The sequence below is a fragment of the Comamonas halotolerans genome (assembly GCF_030162935.1).
In the GTDB taxonomy this organism is placed as follows: Bacteria; Pseudomonadota; Gammaproteobacteria; order Burkholderiales; family Burkholderiaceae_C; genus Comamonas; species Comamonas halotolerans.
The window spans coordinates 459,291-474,776 of the sequence record NZ_JASAUZ010000023.1 but is presented as its reverse complement, the minus strand read 5'-3'; the positions used below and the strand labels follow the sequence as shown (position 1 = coordinate 474,776).

Sequence of the window (15,486 nt, the reverse complement as noted above, 5' to 3'; positions counted from 1 at the left end):
CGGCAGTGCCTGAAATGGTGAGCAAGCTGTAAAAGCTTTTTCAGCTTTACAGATTCAGTACAGAAGGAGCCTATACGGCTCCTTTTTTCTTTGAAGCTGGGAAAGAAACGCTGTCAGTATTTGCACAATAGGTATACCGTGTAGTACACCTAGTCTGAGGGCAGATTGGGCAGGATGGCTGCGCAGCCCGAGCAAGCTTTTGCAACTGCAGTTAATCAAGCTGGCAGCCATTGAGCCTCCATGCTGAATGGCTGCCAGATGACGGTCACAGATTCAACAGAGGATATTGCGCTGCTTGTACTTCAGAGGAATCTTTTAGAACGAGTGGCGGACACCTACCTGTACGCCGTGATGGCGGCCACTGTCGTCCAGTGGTATTTCTCCCAGTCCCATGCCCAGGTTGGCACCATTTCTGTCCTTGTTTTTCAGGTAGGAGTAAGTGCCGTAGAGCGCAGTGCGTTTGGATAGGTTGTGCTCATAGCCTAGCGAGAAGTGATCCGCTTTCAGGTCGCCTTGTGCAAAGGTTTCATGCTCATACCGGTTGTACGAAGCTTTGACCACACCGGCAGCACCCACAGGCGCGGCAACACCCAACATATAGGTATTGCCCTTGAGTGTCTCAGCCTGGTGCGGCATGATGCGGCTCTGGCGATAAGCGCCTGTTACTTCGAAGCTGCCAAAATCGTAGCCCAGGCCTGCGGAATAAGCTCGCTGACGGTAGTCGAATGGACTGTTGATAGTCGGCAAGCTGGTGTTGTTTTGCTGCTCTGCCGCCAAAGCTGCACTCCATGGGCCCTGGTTGTAAGTCAGTGCCAGTCCCGTGTAAGCACCACGTTCCCAGGTGTTGTCGCTGCTTTCGCCGAAGGCGTAGTCCGCGGCAAAGCCAAAGCCGCTGAAGTCAGGTGACAGGTAGGACACCATATTGTCCTTGCGCTTGGAATAACCCAGCGATGCCAAGCTGTTGTAAGCGCCCGCAGTGTTGAAGCCATCGCTGAACATTTGCGAGCCACCAATACCAGCATTGTTGAATACGTCAAAGTGCTTCATTGCACGGTAGGTTGCAGATTCTCCGCGGCCCAGGCGAACTTCACCAAAGTTTCCCAACAAGCTAACGGTTGCCCGTCTCTTGAAATCCAGGCCATCACCAGAGTCACCACTGCCTTGGTCAGCCAAAATGCCTGCTTCCAACCAGAACTGAGCTTTCAGTCCAGCGCCCAGGTCTTCAATGCCCCGAAAGCCGATATAGCTGTCGGAATTGCCACCGGACTGCAGGCCAGACCAGTTATGGTCACCCCGAACATAAGTTGCAGCTTCGTCAACCGTGCCGAACAAGGTGACAGAGGACTGTGCAAATGCGGCACCACTGAGTGCAACGAACGGAAGCACAGCCAAAAATTTTCTCTTCATGCCAAGACTCCTAGAGGGGTTGAAGTGAGTGATCACAATTGTTCTAAGGCATGCTTGCTGATCATGTAGGACGAGTGATACTGCGCAAAATGTTGCATCAGGCAGTGGCTGGCTACAAAAAAAGCTGCACATGGCAGCTTTTTTTGACTATGGGCGTGATGGCATCACATCAGCAGGTGCTCACCGGCGTTGTCGCCGCCCAGAATCACGTAATTGACCTTGCGGATGTCCAGCAGTTTGGTGCCACCAGCGTAGCTGATGGAGGACTGCACATCTTGCTCCATCTCGATCAGCGTATTCTTCAGCGGGCCCTTTACAGGCTCCAGGATACGCTTGCCTTCGACGTGCTTGTACTCTCCTTTATTGAAGTCCGAGGCCGAGCCGTAGTACTCCTTGAAAAGCTCACCATCCACTTCAACGGTCTTGCCGGGAGACTCTTCGTGGCCCGCAAACAGCGAGCCAATCATGACCATGGTTGCGCCAAAGCGGATGCTCTTGGCAATGTCTCCGTGGCTGCGAATGCCGCCGTCGGCAATGATGGGCTTGGTAGCCACGCGGGCGCACCATTTCAGCGCCGACAGCTGCCAGCCACCTGTACCAAAGCCGGTCTTGAGCTTGGTGATGCACACCTTGCCCGGACCAACGCCAACCTTGGTGGCATCAGCGCCCCAGGCCTCCAGATCGATCACGGCTTCGGGCGTGGCCACATTGCCAGCGATCACAAAGGCTGCAGGAATCTTGGCCTTGAGGTACTGGATCATGTTCTTCACGCTGTCGGCATGGCCGTGGGCGATGTCGATGGTGATGTATTCAGGACAGATGTCTTGCTCAACAAACTTGTCGACCACGGCGTAGTCCGCAGGCTTGACGCCCAGGGAAATCGAGGCGTACAGACCTTGCGACTGCATGTCCTTGGTGAACTGCACGTTGTCGATGTCAAAGCGGTGCATGACGTAGAAGTAGCCGTTTTGTGCCAAAAACTTGCAAATCTTCTCGTCCAGCACGGTTTTCATGTTGGCAGGCACAACTGGCAGACGGAAGGTGCGCCCACCCAGCCGTACGCTGGCATCGCACTCCGAACGACTCTCCACGCGGCACTTGCGGGGCAACAGCAAAATGTTGTCGTAGTCGAAGATTTCCATGATTTTCCAAGCTCCAGAAAAAGGTCATGGTGGGAATCTCACCCACCTCAATTTCAAAGTAGGCGCTTGGCTTGTTGACCGGTTCGATTGGCGTTGGGAAATTTTGGCCAAAAAAAACCGGACCACAAAAACTTGGGCCCGGTGATTGATTCTATACGCTAGGGCATACCCGCGGTAGATCAGCGTTCGAATGAACCGTATATCCGGAACCGTATACCGTCGGAAAAAACGCTGGATATGCCGTTGCAGACCGTGGACTTACTCAGGTTTGATCTTGGCGCGGCGTACCACTTCGCCGTAGCTCGCCAGGCGGTCGGCCATCATTTTTTCGAAGGCGTCGGGTTTCATGTCTTCAGGAGTGATCACTGCACGCTCAGTGAGCTGATTGACCATGGTCGGCTCAGTCGCTGCCTGGCGGATGGCCTTGAACAGAATGTCCTGGATGTCAGCGGGCACGTTCTTCGGGGCGGCGATGCCGGTCCAGGAAGTCTGGTTGAGTATGGGCTGGTCCAGCTCGCCGAAGGTGGGTACATCGGGTAGCTGTGGCAGGCGCTCAGGTGCGGCAACGGCGAGTGCGCGCAACTTGCCTGCCTTGATGTGCTCCAGGAAGATGACCAGATTGTCAAAAGCAAACTGTACTTCGTTGGCCAGCACGGCGGTGATCAGCGGAGAGCCGCCTTTGTAGGGAATATGCATGGCCTGGGCGCCGTACTGCATCAGCATGGCCTCTGTATTGAGCTGGCCCATGCTGCCGGCACCCGCGCTGCAGAAGTTCACCTGATCCGGGTGGGCCTTGAGGTAGGCCACAAATTCCTGCATGTTCTTCACCGGCAGGCTGGGGTGAACCACGACAACATTGGGCTGGCGACCAAGCATGGCCAGGTTGGCGAAGTCCTTGACAGGGTCATATCCCAGGTTGGGCTGAACCAGGGGGTTGGCCAGGTGGCTGCTCTGCGAGGACACCACCAGTGTGTAGCCATCTGGCTTGGCGCGGGACACATATTGCGTGCCAATGGAGCCACCGGCACCGGGCTTGTTCTCAATCACCATGGGGACGCCCAGAATGCGGGACAGCGCATCGCTGTACATGCGTGCCATCACGTCCACCGAGCCGCCGGGTGGAAAAGGTACCACCAGCGTGATCGGGCGGCTGGGATATTTATTGCTCTGCGCCAGTGCTGGCAGTGCGGCACTGCTGGCCAGAGCCAGACCTGCGCCCAGAATGTGGCGGCGTGAGAGAGTGGTCATCGGGTGTGTGGAGGAAGGCATACAGAAATCCAGCAAAGGTCAAACATGCTCAGTGGCCGGTGCAGGTGTCTGCCACTGAATGGAGTGAGGGCAAAGGGTCAGCCCAGTGCCAGCAGCGTCAGCAGCACCGCCTGGGCGCGTGGCACGAACGTGGACAAGTCGCAGAATTCCCGCTCGCTGTGGGGATAGCCGCCCACAGGGCCCACTGCGCACAGCGAGGGAATGCCCATGGAGGAGGTGATACCGCTGTCTGCTGCCCCGCCAGTGAATTCACCGTCGACCTCAAATCCCACCTGGGCAGCGCTGCGGCGATAGGCTTGCAGCAGTGCGTCGGGAGTGCGCGCCATCGGCAAGGTACCGGTCATGGCGGTAATGCATCCCTTGGTGCGGGGCAGATGCTCGGCTTCAATAACAGTCCGCACCTGGTCCAGTGCTTCCTCCAAATTGTTTTCAGCGGTGTAGCGGATGTCCAGATGGGCCTTGGCCACCGGCGCAACCACGTTCGAGGCCATGCCGCCTTCAATGAAGCCGACATTCAAATGCAGTCCGGGCTGCGTCTCTGTCAGCGCATGTAGCGCAAGCACCTTGTGCGCCAGAGCAGCAATTGCGCTGGCGCCTTGTTGCGGGTTGACGCCAGCATGTGCGGCCACGCCCTGGACTTCAAAGTCGATGCGGTACGAGCCTTTGCGCTCGTTGACGACATTACCGCTGATGCGACCGGGTTCGGCATTGAGCACGGCACGTGCACCCTGCGAGATTTCGCGGATGCGCCCGCGGCAGGCGGGGGAGCCTACCTCTTCATCGCAAGAAAAGAACAACCGTACAGGGGACGCGTTGCCTCCGAAGCGCGCCAGGGCTTCCAGTACAAACACGTTCATCACCAATCCGGACTTCATATCTGCCACCCCGGGTCCATAGGCCCGGCCGGCTTCGACGCGAAACGGGCGCTGCGCAGCCGTGCCACGCGGGAAGACCGTATCCATGTGCCCCATCAACTGCAAATGGCCAGTGGCAGCGGGATTGTGGCCCGGAACATGTGCAAGCAGGCATTCACCCCAGCCTGGTTCCGGCAAGGTCTGTACGGCGATGCCGGCGGCTTCAAGGCGTGTGCGCAGCAATCCGGCCACGCGCTGTACGCCTTCGACATCTCCGCTGCCGCTGTCGGTGTCCACCACTTGCTGCAGCAGATCCTGCATGGCGCTTGCCTGGTTAGCCAGCCATTGCAGCGCGGCAGCTGCGGCGTCGGTGGATGGGGGGGATAAGGATGGGGTAGAGAGAGGCATGTTAAGAATATGAAATGAAAATTTCAATAATCGTGAGATTATGTGAAATTAAAAAATCATTATTCCGCCAAGTCGTCAGGAATTGCAAGCCGGTAATGTATGGAGGTATTGACCTGCAACCACAGGCTTGCATGCATGGCCTGCCATGCACGACCATTGCCCAGTAGTGCATGTATCTGCCCGGCGGTGTGCACACCATCAATTTCTCTTACCTTTGTCTGCTGTTTATGCTTTTGCCGCAACGTATTGATCTGTATGCCGAGGCGCTCACCGCGAGTGAGCGCAACCTGGCCGCCTCGCTGCGCCAACGTTACCCCGAAGGCCTGCTTGATCCGGCCAGCATGATGGCGGCTGCGGCCGGAACCAGCGCGCCGACGGTGGTGAGGTTTTTTGCCAAACTGGGCTATCCAAGCATGGCTGACGTGCGGCGCGAGGCGCGCACGCAGCTGACGGCGGCACTGCCCAACCCGTCGCAGCGCAGCAACTTCACGATTGGCGGCGAACGCAGCCTGTCGGAGTGTGTGGATGACACCGTATTGCATGATTTGCACAATGTTCAGACCACGTTCCAGCAGCTGGATATGGATGCTTTCAAGGCTGTGGTGCAGGCCATCTGTCAGTGCAAGGGCAGGATTTATGTGATGGCCGGGGAGAACAGTTCGCCAGTGGCCATGTACCTGGGTACACACCTGAACATCTGCCGGCCTGGGGTGATTGACCTGGCTAGCCGAGGCCCATTTCCTGTGGACCGCATGCTGTGGGTGGAGCCTGATGATGTGCTGATTGCTTACTCGATCCGCCGCTATGCCCAAGACACGCTGCAGGCCGCCCGGCATTTTCAGGAATGCGGTGCGACGGTGTTGGGTATTAGCGACAGTATGGCGGCCCCTTTGGTGCGCTATGCACAGCACAGCCTGCTGGTGTCCACCCACAATGCCTCGCCTTTCGATTCGTACACCGCAACGTTTGCGCTGTGCAATGCCTTGGTTTCGGCAGTAGTCCAGCAGCTCAAGGATGAGGTGTCGCAATCGCTGCAAAGGCGCGACAGTCTGTGGGCGAGCATGCAGGCACAAGCAGGAGCTGCAGTCCAATCGCAACGTCGAGCTCCCCGTGCCAAGCGGAAGTAAACCCCGCGAGTCTGCTTGTAAAGTCGAGGTTTTGTCGCATGCAAAGTACCTGCAGGGCGAATGCTGACGCTGGTTTTTTTAGAATGGTCGAATGTTTCCGCTAGACCTGCTCGATGCTGCCGCGCCCGGCACCCCGCCTCCCCAGAATTCGCCCCTGCTGCAGGGCCTCAATGCCGAACAGCGTGCTGCGGTGACGCTGCCTGCCGGCCACGCGCTGGTGCTGGCTGGTGCCGGTTCGGGCAAGACGCGGGTGTTGACCACACGCATTGCCTGGCTGCTGCAGACAGGGCAGGTATCGCCCGGGGGCATCATGGCAGTGACCTTCACGAACAAGGCGGCCAAAGAAATGAGTGCCCGTCTGTCGGCCATGTTGTCGTACAACGTGCGTGGCATGTGGATTGGCACTTTCCACGGTCTGTGCAACCGTCTGCTGCGTGCCCACCATGTGGCAGCAGGCTTGCCTGCTACGTTCCAGATTCTGGATACGCAAGACCAGCTCTCCGCCATCAAACGTCTGTGCAAGCAATATGGTGTGGACGATGAGCGCTTTCCACCCAAGCAGCTGAGCTGGTTTATTGCGGGGTGTAAGGAAGAGGGATTGCGCCCCAAAGATGTGGTGGCCACTGACCCCGACACCAAAAAGAAGGTGGAGCTCTATCAGCTCTATGAAGCGCAGTGCCAGCGCGAAGGCGTGGTGGACTTTGGCGAGTTGATGCTGCGCAGCTTCGAAATTTTGCGTGATGATGCGCAACTGCGTGCGCACTATCAGCGCCGTTTCCGCTACATCCTGGTCGATGAGTTTCAGGATACCAACAAGCTGCAATACGCCTGGCTCAAGCAACTGGCGGGAGAGGTGGTCAATGGCAAGCTGCAGTCCTCTTCCAGTGTGCTGGCAGTGGGCGATGACGACCAGAGCATTTACGCTTTCCGTGGTGCGCGCGTGGGCAATATGAGTGATTTTGTGCGCGAGTTTGACGTCCAGCACCAGATCAAGCTGGAGCAGAACTACCGCAGCTACGGCAACATCCTGGATAGCGCCAACGCATTGATTGAGCACAACAGCCAGCGTCTGGGCAAGAACCTGCGTACCGATCAGGGTGCTGGAGAGCCTGTGCGCGTGATGGAGTCTCCCACCGATCTGGACGAGGCCAGCTGGATGGTCAGCGAAATCAAGGAGCTGGTGCGCAACGATGGCTACAGCCGCCAGGAAATCGCCGTGCTTTACCGTAGCAATGCCCAAAGCCGTGTCATTGAAAGCAAGCTGTTCAACGCCGGAATTCCCTACCGCGTCTATGGTGGCATGCGCTTTTTTGAACGTGCAGAAATCAAGCACGCGCTGGCCTATCTGCGCCTGATTGAAAATCCGCATGACGACACGAGCTTTATGCGCGTGGTGAACTTTCCCGCTCGTGGCATTGGTGCACGCAGTGTGGAAGCCTTGCAGGAAACGGCACGCCAGTCAGGTTGTTCGCTCAATGATGCGGTTACCGCTGTGGGCGGTGCTGCGGGCACCAAGCTGCAGGGCTTTGTAGCCAAGATTGATGTGCTGCGCGAGGAAACCCAGGGCAAGACGCTGCGACAGACGATTGAGCGCATGCTGGAAGTCAGTGGTCTGCTGGACTTTTACCTGACGGAGAAAGAAGGACAGGACCGCATTGAAAACTTGAAGGAGTTGATCAATGCGGCAGAGAGCTTTGTCACGCAGGAAGGTTTTGGCAGGGATGCAGTGGCCCTGCCTATCGACGAGACTGGTGCGCCGCTGACGCAAAGCCCAGTCAGTCAGGGCATTGACACCAGCATGCCCATGCTGGACTTGCCTTTGGGCGGTGTGACGGGCGGCGTTGATGCAGAAACCGGTGAAACGCTGTCGCCGCTGCAGGCATTCCTGGTTCATGCGGCGCTGGAGGCTGGCGACAACCAGGCCCAGGCAGGGCAGGATGCAGTGCAACTGATGACGGTGCACGCCTCCAAGGGCCTGGAGTTCGATGTGGTGTTTATCGGTGGTTTGGAGGAGGGCCTGTTCCCGCACGAAAACTCCATGAGTGACCGCGGTGGACTGGAAGAAGAGCGCCGGCTGATGTATGTGGCCATCACTCGGGCTCGCAAGCGCCTGTATCTGAGTCACTCGCAAAGCCGCATGTTGCATGGGAGAACGACTTTCAATCTACCCAGCCGCTTTATTGATGAGCTGCCTGAAAGCGCGCTCAAGTGGATCAGCGCCAAAGGCGGCTTTGGCAGTTTTGCACCCAGGAGCAATGCTGCGGGAAGTAGCTGGGACAGCGGAAAAAGCTATGGTGGCTACCAGGCCAAGACGGAGGTGTTTGCCAGCCCTCCTGTGCCGGTGCAAAAAGCTGTACCCGGGCACGGCATCGTCAAAGGCAAGACGGTGTTCCACACCAAATTTGGCGAAGGCAAGGTTCTGGCTGTGGAAGGTTCGGGTGATGATGCCCGCGCGCAAATCAACTTCCCGCGCCATGGCACCAAATGGCTGGCACTGGCGATTGCCAAGCTGACCATTGTGGATTGAGTCAGGATGAAGGGACAAAAAAGGGACGCTCTGGGCGTCCCTTTTTTGTTCGTCTAAGCGGTGAAAGCCTACTTGTAGTCGTAGGTGACATCGTCCACGTGCAGCGCACGTTCCTGATCAGGCGGTGAGAAGCAGTCACGGAATGTGAAGACTGCAGAAGTCAGAAACATGGTGACCAGTCCCATGCCCAGCATGACGGTGAGAATGCTGGCAGCCAGACCGGCGGCAGATCCGAGGAGGGCAGAGAGCAGCAAGGTCACCAGCGACAGAACTACGCCCGCAGCAAGCGCCAGACCCAGCCAGCCCAGGGCATACATGAAGAAGGCGCGAAAATTGCGCAGGCAGGCAATCACGCTGAAAAAAATCGCTTTGACGGGAGAGACACCATGCCAGTGCACCAGTGCGGGAGCGTGCCACATCAGCATGGCCAGCAGGTTGTACATCACAAACCCGCCCCATAGCGCCACTTGAAAACCAGGCTGTCTGACCAACTCTTCAGCCAGTTCGGGCGTCATGGGTTCATTACCCAGCGACATTTTGGCCAAGGTGCCATCGTCTACCAGCGAAGTCAGCAGTGTGATGAGTACGATGCCCAGACCATAGAAGATGCCCAGAACCACCAAGGACTGGATGCGTGATTTACCAGAGCGAAAAGGTGCGGCCACCAGATTGGGGCGCGGGATGCGGCCGTGCGATGCCTCTGCGGCTCCCAGCATCATCACCAGGAACACTGTGGGCATGAGCAGCAGGGCTACATAAGGGCCGATGATGGGGAACATGCCAATCAGTGACACGGCAGCCATGCTGAGAAACAGCAGCGCAGTAAGCGCCATGGGCTGGCGCCAGAAGGTTTGCATGCCCAGTTTGACCCATTGCAGGCCTGTGCTGGCAGGAACGATATGAAGTTTCATGTTTGTGAGGAAGGCAAGCACAAAGCTGCAAAATGCAGCACTTGCAACGCGTAGAACTGTACCCCACACCTCGCAGACACAGTGGGATGTGGGGCTGCTGTCATTGCCAAGGCCACACAAGAAGTTGGTGCCGGGCCTGGGGTTCAGACGGTGGCAGCCTGCTCCAGCGAGACAGGGTGGGCCACGCGCTGGCGCAGCACGCGTTCAAAGTGCGTCGGGTCGTGGGGAACCAGCATGGAAGCTTCGCGTGGCAAGTAAAAATCCCAGAGGCGCGAAATCCAAAAGCGTAGTGCCCCGGCTCGCAACATGGCATTGAACAGCTGGCGCTCGGCAGCTTCCATGGGACGAACGGCTTGGTAGGCATCAATCATGGCTTGAGCTTTGGTTGCCTCGTGGGCACCACTTGCATGGTCAATGCACCAATCGTTCAGACATACGCACAAATCGAACAGGAAGGTATCACAGCCTGCAAAGTAGAAGTCAAAGAAGCCAGTGAGTTCTTCACCGTCAAACATCACGTTGTCACGGAACAGGTCTGCATGCACAGGGCCACGCGGCAGAGCCTTGTAAGCGCTGGATGCTGCCGTGTGGTTCTGGAATGCCAGTTCAGCCTGGAGCAAGTCGGCCTGGGCCTGATCCAGATGTGGCAGCACGGTGGGTACGGTTTCGTTCCACCAGGGCAAACCACGCAGATTGGGTTGTTCACGGTCGTAGTCACGGCCAGCCAAATGCATTTTGGCCAGCATGTCGCCCACGGCAGCGCAGTGCACGGCTTGGGGTTGTAACTGGCTTTTACCCCGTAGCTTTTGCACGATGGCAGCGGGTTTGCCGCAGACTTTGTGCAGGATGTCACCGCTTTTAGCGTCGGCCTGAGGGTCTGGAACCGGAATCCCTTGATGTGCCAGATGCTTCATCAGGTAGAGGTAAAAGGGCAGTTGCTCGGCTTTCAAACGCTCAAACAATGTGAGTACCCACTCTCCTTGATCTGTCGTCAAAAAGTAGTTGGTGTTTTCAATGCCACCTTGGATGCCACGCAGTTCGGTGAGTTGGCCCAGAGGAACGCGGCGCAGCAATTCGCGCGCGTCTTTATCGGAGACTTCGGTAAATACGGCCATGTCAGGCTCAAAAAGGAAAAACCTGCTGTGGCTATGACGCGACAGCAGGCGTTGTAAGAGAAAAGCTTAAAACTGGATGGCGCGCCAGACGCGGCGGCCATTGGTGCCATCAGCACCTTCTGTATTCTGGGGTTGCACCTCGTAGGAAGGCATGTTGCCTACCTTGGGCTGTACGGTGATGTTCTTGGTTTCACCACCAACACGCAATTCGTCTACGCGGCTGCCACCATCTTCGATGCGTATGCGTTCAATGCGTTGGTTGTGTTTGTCACCTTTTTGCTCAGATTTTTGTAGCTGTTCGTTTTTCTGTGCATTGGGTTGGGGCGAGTTTTCGCCGTGGTCCTGGGCTAGCACGGGTGCTGTGACCAAGAAGGATGTGAGGAGGAGGGTGGCTGCGCGCATGGTGCAATTGTAGTTTCCTTGCCTGCATCAGGCTATGCATATCAGTGACGGCCTCCTTCTTTGTTTTTACGCATGAATGCCGTTAAGACCATGGCCATTCCAGTCTGGCTGCGTGCAGGCACAATTGGCTTCTATGAGCAATTCCAAGACATTGGTGCTGGTCGACGGCTCCAGCTACCTGTATCGCGCCTACCATGCCATGCCCGATTTGCGGGCCGTGCCCGGGGATCCCAGCAGTCCTGCCACAGGCGCTATTCGCGGCATGATCAATATGATGCAGGCGCTACGCAAGGACGTGGTGGCGGATTACGCCGTGTGTGTGTTTGACGCTTCGGGGCCGACCTTTCGCGATGCCATGTACACCGAATACAAGGCCACGCGTTCGCCCATGCCCGACGATTTGCGCTCCCAGATTGCGCCCATCCATCAGGTGGTGGATTTGCTGGGCTGGAAAGTGGTGGCTGTGCCTGGGGTGGAGGCTGACGATGTCATCGCTACGTTGGCAAATATGGCGGCCGCACAAGGCATGGACGTGATTGTGTCCAGCGGAGACAAGGATTTGAGCCAGTTGGTGAACGAGCGCATCACCATCATCGACACCATGAACGGCAAGCGCCGAGATGTGTCCGGTGTGACCACGGAGTTTGGTGTACCACCTGAAAAGATGATTGATTATCAGGCCCTGATTGGTGACACCGTGGACAACGTGCCCGGTGTGACCAAGGTGGGGCCTAAAACTGCCGCCAAGTGGCTGGAAGAATATGGTTCGCTGGACAATTTGATCGCCAATGCTGCTGCCATCAAAGGCGTGGCAGGCAACAATCTGCGTGATGCGATTGCCAGTGGCCAGCTGGCGCTGAGCCGCCAGCTGGTGACGATGAAAACTGATTGTGAGCTGTCGGACTACATTCCTGGATTACCAGCCTTTGACGACATCACACTGGACGAGCCCGATGTTGCTGGCTTGCTGCCGTTTTATGAACAATACGGCTTCAAGGGCCTGGCGCGCACACTGGGGTCGGCAGCGGTAGCGTCTGCGGAGACAAAAACTGAGTCCAATGGCAAAAACAAGGCCAAGGCTGCTTCCAGCCAAAGCGATATGTTTGACATGGATGATGCCGCGGCGACCGAGGTGGCCGTGGTCGCTCAGCAGCGTGATGTGGTCTACACCACCATTCTGAATGAAGAGCAGTTCAACGCCTGGCTGGCCAAGATTCAGCTCGCCGAGTTGACGGCCATCGACACAGAAACTGATTCGCTGGACGAGATGGTGGCGCAGATTGTGGGCATTTCTTTCAGTGTGCAGGCGGGTGAAGCTGCCTACATTCCGCTGCGCCATGAAGGTATGGATGTGCCCCAGCAGCTACCTATGGACTGGGTATTGGCGCAGCTCAAGCCCTGGCTGGAAGACGGTAGCAAAAAGAAGCTGGGACAGCACGTGAAGTACGACCAGCATGTTTTTGCCAACCACGGCATCACGGTGCGTGGTTATGCGCACGACACCATGCTCCAGTCTTACGTGCTGGAAGTACACCGCCCGCACAATCTCACCAGTCTGGCACTGCGGCATGTGAACCGCACCGGCATCAGCTACGAAGACCTGTGCGGCAAGGGCAAGAGCCAGATCCCGTTTGCGCAGGTGCCGGTGGACAAAGCGGCGGCATATTCCTGCGAGGACTCTGACCAGACTCTGGATGTGCACAGCGTGCTGTGGCCGCAAATTCAAGCGCACCCAGGCCTGTTGCACATCTATGAGCTGGAGATCGCTACCAGCGAAGCGCTGTTCCGCATTGAGCGCAACGGTGTACGCATTGATGCGGGAGAGCTCGCGCGCCAGAGCAACGATCTGGGTGCGCGCATCATGCAGCTGGAGCAAGAGGCCTATGAGATTGCAGGACAACCGTTCAATCTCGCCTCACCCAAGCAGTTGGGTGAAATCTTCTTTGACAAGCTGGGCATGCCCGTGGTGAAAAAAACTGCCACCGGTGCACGCAGCACGGATGAAGAAGTGCTTGAAAAACTCGCCGAGGACTACCCGCTGCCGGCCAAACTGCTGGAGCACCGTTCGCTCTCCAAGCTCAAAGGCACTTACACCGACAAGCTGGCACAAATGGCCCTTCCACGTACGGGCCGCGTGCACACGCATTACGCGCAGGCGGTGGCGGTGACGGGGCGCTTGTCCAGCAATGATCCGAATCTACAAAACATTCCTGTACGCACGCCCGAAGGCCGCCGCGTGCGCGAAGCCTTTGTGGCTCCGCAAGGCAAGTTGATCGCCAGTGCCGACTATTCTCAAATTGAGCTGCGCATCATGGCGCATCTATCGGGTGATGAGGCGCTGCTGAATGCATTCAGAAACGGTCTGGATGTGCATAAGGCTACGGCTGCCGAAGTTTTTGGTGTAAGTGTGGAAGAAGTCAGCAGCGAGCAGCGCCGTTATGCCAAGGTGATCAACTTTGGCCTGATCTATGGCATGAGCAGCTTTGGTTTGGCCAAGAATCTGGGCATCGAAACCAAGGCGGCTGCGGCGTACATTGACAAATACTTCCAGCGTTACCCTGGCGTGAAGCGTTACATGGACGAGACCGTGGAACTGGCGCACCAGCAAGGCTATGTGGAAACGGTGTTTGGCCGAAGGCTCTATCTGCCCGAAATCAATGGTGGCAGTGGTCCACGCAAGAAAGCCGCCGAACGCGCTGCAATCAATGCTCCGATGCAGGGCACGGCGGCTGATCTGATCAAAAAAGCCATGGTGGCCGTGCAAGCCAAGCTGGATGCTGAAAAGCCCGAGATCCAGGTCATCATGCAGGTACACGATGAATTGGTGTTTGAGCTGCCTGCCAGCGAAGCTGAATGGGTGCGCGAGCACATTCCAGCCGTGATGGCGCAGGTGGCTGAGTTATCGGTGCCATTGCTGGCGGAAGTGGGCTTTGGCGAGAACTGGGAAAAGGCGCACTAAGTCTTCTCCTCAAAAGCGCGACAATGTGCTGCATGCGCAAAGTCGCAAGCATGCTTGGATGAGTGGCCGGGGGGATACGTTCTGCCGAATGCATGCTTGCGACAGCGATATGTACAAGCAATTAGAAAAATACGTAGCTGGCACGCATTCCTGCCAAATTTGGGTGCATGTTTGCGAGCAGCCTTGGGCGGGTTATGGGTTTGGCAGCGACAAAAATTGAAAGGGACACGTGATTTACCCGTCTTCCTGGACCCCGGCGGTGCGCATGGGTTTGTCCATTTCACTGGCCACTGGCCTTTATGGCATCTCGTTTGGTGCGCTGGCAGTGGCCGCAGGCCTGAACGTGTGGCAAGCCATGGCGTTGAGCAGCCTGATGTTTACGGGAGGCTCTCAGTTTGCCTTTATTGGTGTGATCGCCGGAGGTGGTACGGGCTCAGCTGCAGTTGGTGCTGCCAGTCTGCTGGGCGTGCGCAATGCAGTTTATGGCATGCAGATGAATCGCATGCTGAAGCCAGGTGGTTGGCGCAAATTCCTGGCAGCACATCTGACCATTGATGAGTCGGCTGCAACAGCTTCAGGGCAAACCGATGCTCAGGAGCAGCAACGCGGTTTTTGGACAGCAGGGCTGGGCGTTTTTGTGCTCTGGAATGCATTCACGTTAATTGGTGCATTATTGGGTGATGCATTGGGTGATCCTCGCCAGTGGGGGCTCGATGGTGCTGCTGTGGCTGCCTTTTTAGGGTTGCTGTGGCCACGTCTGCAGCAGCGTGAACCTGTAGCGCTTGCGGTTTTGTGCGGTGTCGTCACAGCACTGATGGTGCCGATGTTGCCTGCAGGTTTGCCCATACTGGTGGCTGCGCTGGTTGGTGCTGGATGGGGGTTATGGCGCAGTGCCCGGCTGACGAAAGATGGCCTTCACGGCCACGGAGAAGCTTCATGACTTTGTGGCACTGGATTGTTTTGGCATGCGCTGCCGCGTTTGTGACCAAGTGGCTGGGCTACGCGATTCCTGCACACTTCTTGCAAAACCCGCGCATGACACAGGTTGCCGCGTGTATGACGGTGGCCTTGTTGTCAGCCCTGACGGTGATGAACGCTTTTTCGGCTGGCTCGCAATTGGTGCTGGATGCCCGCCTGGCTGCTTTGTTGGTGGCTGCTTTGGCTTTGTGGCTGCGTTTACCTTTTTTGCTGGTGGTGGTCCTGGGCGCTCTGAGCGCAGCCATGGTGCGCTGGTTTTAGGGAAACGAAGCCGCGACCCTCTTGACAGCTTGTGTACGCTGTTTTGAGAAGTTGTTCTGTGCTTGGGACAAGCATCCACGTGCACAACTCAGTCAGCCGTTAGGATTGCAGCATTGCTTGCGGTGT

At 57.1% G+C, this 15,486-nt stretch carries 12 protein-coding genes; 5 read left to right on the top strand and 7 right to left on the bottom strand.

Annotation, left to right across the window (positions count from 1 at the left end; genetic code table 11):
• Positions 1–315: 315 nt before the first annotated feature.
• The 4 genes from QEP11_RS12770 to QEP11_RS12755 form a co-directional block, all read right to left on the bottom strand.
• The gene (locus QEP11_RS12770) at positions 316–1,407 is read right to left on the bottom strand and encodes a porin (protein WP_284337013.1); all 1,092 of its coding nucleotides are present in this window, start codon (positions 1,405–1,407) and stop codon (positions 316–318) included.
• Positions 1,408–1,571: 164 nt separating this feature from the next.
• Positions 1,572–2,549 (bottom strand): GMP reductase, encoded by a 978-nt coding sequence (locus QEP11_RS12765; protein ID WP_284337012.1) that lies wholly within the window; start codon positions 2,547–2,549, stop codon positions 1,572–1,574.
• A 258-nt stretch (positions 2,550–2,807) separates the two neighbouring features.
• A complete protein-coding gene (locus QEP11_RS12760; protein WP_284337011.1) occupies positions 2,808–3,818 on the bottom strand; it encodes a Bug family tripartite tricarboxylate transporter substrate binding protein in 1,011 nt (336 codons plus the stop codon).
• Between the two features lie 77 nt (positions 3,819–3,895).
• Complete coding sequence (locus QEP11_RS12755; protein ID WP_284337010.1) at positions 3,896–5,080, bottom strand: M20 family metallopeptidase; 1,185 nt, start codon at positions 5,078–5,080, stop codon at positions 3,896–3,898.
• 227 nt (positions 5,081–5,307) lie between these two features.
• Here QEP11_RS12755 and QEP11_RS12750 point away from each other — a divergent pair, with 227 nt between their 5' ends.
• Together QEP11_RS12750 and QEP11_RS12745 are read left to right on the top strand one after the other, a co-directional pair.
• The gene (locus QEP11_RS12750; protein WP_284337009.1) at positions 5,308–6,207 is read left to right on the top strand and encodes a MurR/RpiR family transcriptional regulator; all 900 of its coding nucleotides are present in this window, start codon (positions 5,308–5,310) and stop codon (positions 6,205–6,207) included.
• Between the two features lie 91 nt (positions 6,208–6,298).
• The gene (locus QEP11_RS12745; protein WP_284337008.1) at positions 6,299–8,734 is read left to right on the top strand and encodes a UvrD-helicase domain-containing protein; all 2,436 of its coding nucleotides are present in this window, start codon (positions 6,299–6,301) and stop codon (positions 8,732–8,734) included.
• Between the two features lie 68 nt (positions 8,735–8,802).
• Here the strand turns inward: QEP11_RS12745 and QEP11_RS12740 are convergent, their stop codons facing one another.
• The 3 genes from QEP11_RS12740 to QEP11_RS12730 all read right to left on the bottom strand — a co-directional run bounded on the left by QEP11_RS12740 (position 8,803) and on the right by QEP11_RS12730 (position 11,162).
• Complete coding sequence (locus QEP11_RS12740; RefSeq protein ID WP_284337007.1) at positions 8,803–9,645, bottom strand: BPSS1780 family membrane protein; 843 nt, start codon at positions 9,643–9,645, stop codon at positions 8,803–8,805.
• Between the two features lie 143 nt (positions 9,646–9,788).
• Positions 9,789–10,760, bottom strand: coding sequence for a homoserine kinase (locus QEP11_RS12735; protein WP_284337006.1), 972 nt, complete (start codon positions 10,758–10,760; stop codon positions 9,789–9,791).
• A 66-nt stretch (positions 10,761–10,826) separates the two neighbouring features.
• Positions 10,827–11,162 (bottom strand): hypothetical protein, encoded by a 336-nt coding sequence (locus QEP11_RS12730; protein WP_284337005.1) that lies wholly within the window; start codon positions 11,160–11,162, stop codon positions 10,827–10,829.
• Positions 11,163–11,295: 133 nt separating this feature from the next.
• Between QEP11_RS12730 and polA the strand changes: the two genes are divergently transcribed.
• The 3 genes from polA (at position 11,296) to QEP11_RS12715 (ending at position 15,360) form a co-directional block, all read left to right on the top strand.
• Positions 11,296–14,121 carry a DNA polymerase I gene (gene polA / locus QEP11_RS12725; RefSeq protein WP_284337004.1) on the top strand — a complete coding sequence of 942 codons (2,826 nt, stop codon included), beginning with the start codon at positions 11,296–11,298 and terminating at the stop codon, positions 14,119–14,121.
• 229 nt (positions 14,122–14,350) lie between these two features.
• The gene (locus tag QEP11_RS12720; RefSeq protein ID WP_284337003.1) at positions 14,351–15,061 is read left to right on the top strand and encodes an AzlC family ABC transporter permease; all 711 of its coding nucleotides are present in this window, start codon (positions 14,351–14,353) and stop codon (positions 15,059–15,061) included.
• Entirely contained in the window at positions 15,058–15,360 is a 303-nt protein-coding gene (locus QEP11_RS12715; protein WP_284337002.1) for an AzlD domain-containing protein, read from the top strand. The genes QEP11_RS12720 and QEP11_RS12715 overlap by 4 nt, the downstream gene beginning before the upstream one ends.
• The last annotated feature ends 126 nt before the right edge of the window (positions 15,361–15,486 follow it).